This is a genomic window from Bacteroidia bacterium (assembly GCA_023228875.1).
GTDB lineage: Bacteria > Bacteroidota > Bacteroidia > NS11-12g > UBA955 > JALOAG01.
On the sequence record JALOAG010000038.1, the window covers coordinates 1 to 7,250 of the forward strand.

The window sequence follows — 7,250 nt, forward strand, 5'->3', positions numbered from 1 at the left end:
CTTAGAGAGCACAATATAAAAGTTGCCCTGGATGATTTTGGAGTAGGCTTCTCCTCACTAAGTTATCTTCACGACTTAGAGTTAGATTTAATAAAAATAGATCGCTCATTTATTAAAGATTATCCAGTTAACGATGATGGGGTAATTTTAAAAGCGATGGTTAGAATGGCAAAAGAGTTGAAAATACCAACTTTGATTGAGGGAATTGAGACTAAAGAGCAACTAAACTTTGTTAAGAGCTTACAAGTTGACTTTTACCAAGGCTTCTATTTTTCTAAAGCTCTAAAGGAAGATGATTTTAAGAAATTGTTTAAAAGGCATAACGATTAAAGAGTAATTACTCAATAAACTTACTCTATCTTTTTAGTTTTCACTAAAAAATAGTTGACTATTGTACTAGTGCACTAGTACAATAACTGTAAGAGTATGAGAAAAGAGACAAAACCATCCATAATGTTCTCAATAGATACTACAAGTGGTGTCCCCTACTACAAGCAAATAATTTTTCAAGTGCAGATGGCTATTGCAGATGGGCGCCTTGGGAAGGGGGCTCAACTACCTACAGTTCGCAGTTTAGCTGTAGAACTTAGTATAAATCCCAATACTGTTGCTCGCGCTTATAGTGAGATGGAGATACGGGACATTGTAGTAACTCAACAAGGTTCGGGAACTTTTATCAGCGATAAAAAAATCTCTATTGATGCAGTGGAGAGGGAGCGAATTCTTTCTGAAATAACCCGCTCATACATTACAAAAGCAACCTCCTATGGGTTTTCTATTGAGGAGATTTTGGATCATATTCGAGATTTAGAAAATCTTAATTTACCATAAGGGGGTAAGGATGAAAATTTTTAATAAAAAATATAGTCGCATAAAAAATCTAAAAACATTTTCTATTTCACGCGATTTTTCATATGGAGTTATCTCTTTACTCGTTCTAACACTATTTGTAGGTATAGGCATAGCGGTGCAACTTAGAATTTCCCCTCTGATTCCTACTCAGATCGTAATACATCTTGGTGCAATAATAGTCGTAGCTGCTTGTTTACTAATCTTAATTCCAAAGTGGATTTTTATAATTTTGTTAAGTAGTGCTATTTGGTTTATACTTTTTGGGTTGTTAACCATTGAGCTATATGCACTGGCACTAATTGGAACTATAGGAATGTTTTTCTCAGCTTCAATACAGCTTATCACCCACTGGGACAAAGTGGTGATATTACGTATGGGAAAATTTAAAAAAGTTGGAGGATCTGGGCTGCTAGTGCTAATGCCTCTAATAGATCGCATTGTTGAATTTGTCGACACTCGTATTAGGGTGACCGATTTTAGTGCTGAGAAAACTTTAACTAGCGATGGGGTCCCTGTTCATGTCGATGCTCTTGCTTTTTGGATGATTTGGGATGCTAAAATGGCTATTTTAGAAGTTGAAAATTATGTTGAAGCAGTTGTTCTTTCTGCCCAGTCTGCATTAAGAGATGCAATTGGGAAGTACGATTTAAGCTCTTTGCTCTCCGAACGGGAAAAGTTAGGGAAAAAGATTCAAAAAATACTTGATGAAAAAACTAATGCTTGGGGTGTGACTATTCTCTCTATTGAAATAACAGAAATCATTATCCCAAAAGAGTTAGAGGATTCACTAAGTAAGCAAGCTCAAGCTGAACGTGAAAAACTATCAAGAATAATTTTAGCAGAAGCAGAAGTGGAGATTGCCAAACAATTTGAAATAGCTGCCAAACGTTACAAAGAGAATCCAACTGCCCTTCAGTTGAGATCAATGAATATGATTTATGAAGGAATTCGACAAAATAGCTCGATGATGCTTTTACCAGCTTCTATTTTAGACCACATGGATTTAGGCTCAGTTTTAGGAGCTACAGCTATTCAAAAATATGAAGAAATGAAAGAGAAGACAAAGTCATTAAAAACCGGCGAAGAGGAGTAGATTGTGATTAGTATAAAAAAAGTATCACGTAATTACAAAACAGGAGAGACAGTAGTTAAAGCCTTGAAGCAGGTCTCATTAGAGATTGATAATGGGGAGTTTTTGTCTATCGCTGGCCCATCAGGTTCAGGAAAGACCACACTGTTGAATCTCATTGGGTGTATAGACACCATTGATGAGGGTGAAATAATCATCAATGGAGAAGCTGTTACTAAGATGGGTAAAAAAGAGATGACTGACTACCGAAGACACAATTTAGGTTTTATTTTTCAAACTTACAATCTTATACCTGTTCTTAGTGCCTATGAAAATGTTGCCTTTGTCCTCTCAATTCTCAATATTGATGAGAATGAAGTTAAAGAGCGAACTATGGCTATGCTAAAAGAGGTGGGTTTAGAGGGGATGGAGAATCGTCGTCCTGGCAAACTCAGTGGTGGACAACAACAACGGGTTGCCATTGCTCGTGCACTGATTAAGAATCCCCAAATAGTTCTTGCTGATGAACCAACAGCTAACCTAGATTCTAAAACTGGAGAAGAAATTCTTAAAATTATGAAAAAGATGAATGAGAAGTATAAAACTACTTTCCTTTTTTCTACACACGATCAGATGGTGATGGACTACGGATCTCGTCTTGTACAGCTGCATGATGGACTTATCATCAGCGATGAGAGGAGGGGTGGATGAAATTCATCTTTACTTTAGCGATGAAAAACCTAAATCGCTATAAAAGACGCACAGCTGTCACGGCTATTGCTATAGCCATTGGTCTAATGATGTATATTTTAGTTGATTCATTACTTTTAGGGGTCGAAATAGAGTCAGAGCGGAACCTAATTTGGTATGAAACCTCTTCCGTTAGGATACACAACAAAGATTATTGGCCTGACAGATTGCTCTATCCTCTAAAAGAGGGAATTGAAAAATCAACACAGTTAACCAAGTTGCTGGGAGAAAATGGGTATACAGCAACAGAGCGTATTGTGTTTAAAGCTGACATGGTTCTTTATAGCAACGACTTTGGTGAAGATGGGAACTTCCCTGTAGTGGTGACAGCCATTGATCCTGAAAAAGATTATGAAGTGTTTCACTACAAAGATACCTTAATTGAGGGGAGATTTCTCAACAAAGGAGAGGAGGATGGTATCCTTTTAGGCTCTTGGCTTGCTGAAGATATAGGGGCTGAAATTGGCTATTGGGTTACCCTTCTAACTCGGGGAAATGGGGGATTTTTTGAAGCAATAGATGTGCAAGTGGTAGGTATTGTTAACTGCCCAAATCCCAATGTGAATCGCACCCTTCTTATGATGGATATAGATAGTGTTGGAGCTGTGTTAGGTATGGATGGGTCAGTTACAGAAATAGATATCAAACTACCAGAACGAGCAGATGTTGATAATGAGGTGACTAAAATAGCAGAAATCCTTGATAAAGGAGGTTTTACCAATCTTCAAGCCCAAAGTTGGAAAATGTTGGCCAAGGATTACTTAGCAATTGCAGAGGCAAAGAGGGGGGGGACAGGAGTTATCTTGTTTTTAGTGTTTATCATCGCTGCGGTGGGCATCTCCAATACGATGCTTATGGCAATGTATGAGAGAACTCGTGAGTTGGGGATGATGAGAGCAATGGGAATGAAGGAGAACCATATTCGTCTAGCTTTCATTTTTGAAGCTGGTGGCATTGGATTTTTGGGTGCAATTGTGGGGATTATATTGGGAGTTGTGTTAAACATCTTTTTGGTTGAGATAGGAATAGATTATGGGGCCTTTTTTCGTGATATAGATATTGGTTATAGAATCCAAAATATAATGCGAGGGGCATGGAGCATCAAAAGCTTAATTATAGCTTTCGTATCTGGTATCACTCTTTCAATGGTTGTTTCGTTACTACCTATTAGGCGAGCTTTAAAGATGGACATTCCTGCATGCCTAACTTACCAATAGGAGAGCCATATTATGATGAAAAAACTTCCAAGTATTGCCTTTAGGAACATTTTTAGAAATCTTAGGCGTTCAATTCTGTCAGCAGTTGCTATAGCTGTCTCAGCAATGAGCATAGTAATGCTCTTTGGCTTCCTCGATGGGATGGATGCCGATATGGCAAGCAATCTAAAATCTTATTATACCGGTGAAGTTCGCATCCAACATGCCGACTTTGAGAAATATGAGCGCTACAATCCGCTACACCTTGGAGTTGATTACAAGAGCATTGAGCCTATTGCAAATACACACGATCAAGTACGCTCTTCTACAGCTAGAATTAACTTTCCAGCAAACATGTACCTAGGTGAAAAATCTCATGGAGTTATGGGAGTTGGAGTTGATTTTTTAAGGGAAAAAGATTTCATCGATTTTTCTTCACTACTACAAGAGGGGAGACTTCCCCAAGAAAAAGAGAATGAAATTTTGATGGGCTTTGCTTTAGCTAGAGAGATGAATCTTAATGTTGGAGATAAGGTGACTTTACTTAGTACTACAGCAGCACGTGGAAGCAATGCCTTCACTTTTAAAATTGTGGGGATTGTAGGATTTCCTATAGCTGCTCTCAATGCGAACTTTGTTTGGGCCCCAATAGAGCAAGTTCAGAAGTTTTTAGGGATGGATCAGCAGGTGCAACAAATATTGTTGATGCTTGAAGATAAAGCAGATGAAAAACTAGTGGCAAAGCAACTTAGAAATGAGATTGAAACTAAGGTAGGTAGTGTTACTGATACACGCTCTTGGAATGAATTAAACGATTTTTATGGATTTTTCAAAGTTGCAAAATTTATCTACTATTTTATAGCAATGTTCTTTTTTGTTTTAGGTAGTACAGTAATCATTAACACAACAATGATGATTATATTTGAAAGGATGCGTGAGATTGGAATGCTCTCAACATTAGGAATGCACGGATCCGAACTGACTAAACTCTTTTTATTAGAGGGGTTTTTTATTAGCCTTATTGGCTCTGCTGTTGGGGTAATTATTGGCTATATTGGCACCTATTATATGGGAAAAATTGGACTTAATTTCTCTGATGCTATGAGCGGCATAGATCTTGAGGTGTCGTCAATCTTATACCCTCAAACAAACATTTTAACCACTATTGTTGTTTGGTTCTATGCTGTAGTGATATCGACACTATCTACATTTATCCCCTCTCGCCGCGCTTCAAAAATAGAACCTGTGGAGGCTCTACGCTATGTATAAAAAATTACTATACTTACTTCTCTTTTGTTTAATTATCCCCGCACAGCTTTTTGCCCTTACTGCTGAAGAAATTGTAGAAAAGATGGATAGTCTTTCTACCTTTGATACCACCCACTCTACAGGCTCAATCCAAACTACCGACCGCTTTGGTACAAAAATTACCCTTTTTAATTTTTGGAGCCAAGGGAAAAAAGATTCTTTAATTGAGTTTACCAGCAAAGCAGAACGGGGTCAGAAGATTCTTCGCACTGAGGGGAGTCTTTATCTCTTTTATCCAGATGCTGAACAGCTTATCAGGATGCAAGGGGCAGCTTTGCGTCAATCGATGTTGGGCTCTGATATCTCCTACGAAGATATGACTGAAGAGAAAACAACATTAGATAACTATCAAGTAAAGCTAGAGAAAGAGGAGTTGTTTAAAGAACAAGATTGTTATGTTTTAACTCTAACTGCAAAGAGTCGTTCAGTTGCCTATCCTGTTCAAAAACTTTGGGTAGATAAACAAACATTTTTGGTGTGGAAAGGGGAGTATTATACAAAACAGGGACGCCTTCTTAAAGAGATGGAAGTGCTTAAAACCTTTAGTGTGGGAGATAGAGTACTCCCTAAAGAGAGTAAAATTGAAGACAAGATGAAAAAAAACTCTTTTACCATTATGAGTGTCGACTCTTTTGAAGCAAATCCGAAACTTGATAAAAAAATCTTCACTTTGGAGAACCTAACATGGTAAAACCTAAAAAGATAACTTTTCTTACTTTGGTGGTACTTATACCTTTAATCTCCATAGCAGCTGCAGAAAACCCTATAGTGAGTATCAACTTAGTGCCAACATTAACTTATAATAGTTACTCTGATTCTTGGAATAGTGTTTTTAATAGTGACCTTAGTATTTCTCTCTCATCCAAAAGAGAGGGAAATGTTCGAGGAGAAGTTGTTCTTGAAGCCAATACCTTAAAACCAATAACAAAATTGGATGATGTATTACAAAAAGCTTACTTTAAGGCCAAATTCCCCTCTTTTCGTCTTACAGCAGGAAAGACTAGACTCTCTTGGGGAGATGGAGTGTTGTTTAATGCTGCTGATGTTCTTTACGGGAGCAATGACACTTCAGTCTCATTAACTCAAACTGAACTGAGAAGTAGTAACAGCTACTTGGCTTCAATCAATTATCCATTGGGCTTTTTCTCTTTTGCAGAACTTGTCTTAATGGCCTCTGAATCAAACAACCCCCTCGACACATCTATTGGAGCTAGATTTTACACTCTAGTAAAAAATGTTAAATTGGAAGGTGGTTATGCCACTCATAAAAGAGAAGAAGTAGATCAGCGTATTCATAAACCTTATGTTAGTTTCCAAGGAAACCTTTTTGTGGACTGGTATTTCTCAACATCTATTGATTTGCCAGCCACTAAAGAGTCGTGGGTAATAAGTGGAGGTTTGTTTCATCTAGTTGAACTTCCCTTAGGAAGGTCAATTACACTACGTTTGGAATTTTTGAGCAGACCCCTTGGATCGTGGAAATGGGGTGCCGTTAGCGATGATAGTGCTACGTTGCTACTTTTTCCAGATTTAGTTTTTGTTTATTCACCAGCGTTGTCGTTCACCCTTCGATCAATTATTTCACCTTTAGATTTTTCTACCTTAAACACCATTGGGGTGAATTGGAATCTCTTTGATGCTTTTAATCTTGTTGGGAGCATCTCTGTTGCCACTGGTAATGATAGAGATTTGTTTGCTTGGAGCTCATCGAATCCTTTATCACCTCCCTCACTCTCTTTAACAATTGGGAGTTCTTGGATTTTTTAGGTAAGAGTTTTAAAGTTAGCTTTTTAAGTAAAAAGGACCTTACACTGATAACATTACTTCTTGTTTTCTAAACTCCCAAAGAGAGAAGATCAACAATCCTGCTACTACTAAAGTATACCCCACAATTCCAGTATTGCTTAACTTCTCGTTTAAAACTAAAAAGCCCAGCAAAGAGGCTGTGATTGGTTCACTTAAGTTGTACAAAAAGGCGTGGGAGGCCTCAATTTTTCTAGAACCAGTGGTGAATAGGAAAAAGGGGAAGCTTGTGGCCATTAAACCAAGTAGTAAAGAGAGGAACAAAACGTTCC

The 7,250-nt window shown here is 37.8% G+C and carries 9 protein-coding genes; 8 read left to right on the plus strand and 1 reads right to left on the minus strand.

Annotation, left to right across the window (positions count from 1 at the left end; genetic code table 11):
- The 8 genes from M0R38_12610 to M0R38_12645 all read left to right on the plus strand — a co-directional run.
- A partial coding sequence (locus tag M0R38_12610) for an EAL domain-containing protein (protein ID MCK9482576.1) occupies positions 1-330 on the plus strand: 330 nt, incomplete at its 5' end.
- Between the two features lie 96 nt (positions 331-426).
- Positions 427-831, plus strand: coding sequence for a GntR family transcriptional regulator (locus M0R38_12615; GenBank protein ID MCK9482577.1), 405 nt, complete (start codon positions 427-429; stop codon positions 829-831).
- A gap of 10 nt (positions 832-841) precedes the next feature.
- Positions 842-1,945 (plus strand): slipin family protein, encoded by a 1,104-nt coding sequence (locus tag M0R38_12620; GenBank protein MCK9482578.1) that lies wholly within the window; start codon positions 842-844, stop codon positions 1,943-1,945.
- A 3-nt stretch (positions 1,946-1,948) separates the two neighbouring features.
- A complete protein-coding gene (locus M0R38_12625; GenBank protein MCK9482579.1) occupies positions 1,949-2,632 on the plus strand; it encodes an ABC transporter ATP-binding protein in 684 nt (227 codons plus the stop codon).
- Positions 2,629-3,888, plus strand: a complete 1,260-nt coding sequence (locus M0R38_12630; protein MCK9482580.1) for an FtsX-like permease family protein — start codon at positions 2,629-2,631, stop codon at positions 3,886-3,888. Before M0R38_12625 ends, M0R38_12630 begins: the two co-directional genes overlap by 4 nt.
- A gap of 12 nt (positions 3,889-3,900) precedes the next feature.
- Complete coding sequence (locus tag M0R38_12635; GenBank protein MCK9482581.1) at positions 3,901-5,136, plus strand: ABC transporter permease; 1,236 nt, start codon at positions 3,901-3,903, stop codon at positions 5,134-5,136.
- Positions 5,129-5,866 (plus strand): outer membrane lipoprotein-sorting protein, encoded by a 738-nt coding sequence (locus M0R38_12640; protein MCK9482582.1) that lies wholly within the window; start codon positions 5,129-5,131, stop codon positions 5,864-5,866. Before M0R38_12635 ends, M0R38_12640 begins: the two co-directional genes overlap by 8 nt.
- Positions 5,860-6,942, plus strand: coding sequence for a hypothetical protein (locus M0R38_12645; GenBank protein ID MCK9482583.1), 1,083 nt, complete (start codon positions 5,860-5,862; stop codon positions 6,940-6,942). The genes M0R38_12640 and M0R38_12645 overlap by 7 nt, the downstream gene beginning before the upstream one ends.
- A 39-nt stretch (positions 6,943-6,981) precedes the next feature.
- Here M0R38_12645 and M0R38_12650 read toward each other — a convergent pair.
- A partial coding sequence (locus M0R38_12650) for a DMT family transporter (protein MCK9482584.1) occupies positions 6,982-7,250 on the minus strand: 269 nt, incomplete at its 5' end.

What these genes read in the sequence shown, in the direction of transcription:
- M0R38_12615 (MCK9482577.1), top strand. Translation starts at nt 427, where the DNA reads ATGAGAAAAGAGACAAAACCATCCATAATGTTCTCAATAGATACTACA.
- M0R38_12620 (MCK9482578.1), top strand. Translation starts at nt 842, where the DNA reads ATGAAAATTTTTAATAAAAAATATAGTCGCATAAAAAATCTAAAAACA.
- M0R38_12630 (MCK9482580.1), top strand. Translation starts at nt 2,629, where the DNA reads ATGAAATTCATCTTTACTTTAGCGATGAAAAACCTAAATCGCTATAAA.
- M0R38_12635 (MCK9482581.1), top strand. Translation starts at nt 3,901, where the DNA reads ATGATGAAAAAACTTCCAAGTATTGCCTTTAGGAACATTTTTAGAAAT.
- M0R38_12640 (MCK9482582.1), top strand. Translation starts at nt 5,129, where the DNA reads ATGTATAAAAAATTACTATACTTACTTCTCTTTTGTTTAATTATCCCC.
- M0R38_12645 (MCK9482583.1), top strand. Translation starts at nt 5,860, where the DNA reads ATGGTAAAACCTAAAAAGATAACTTTTCTTACTTTGGTGGTACTTATA.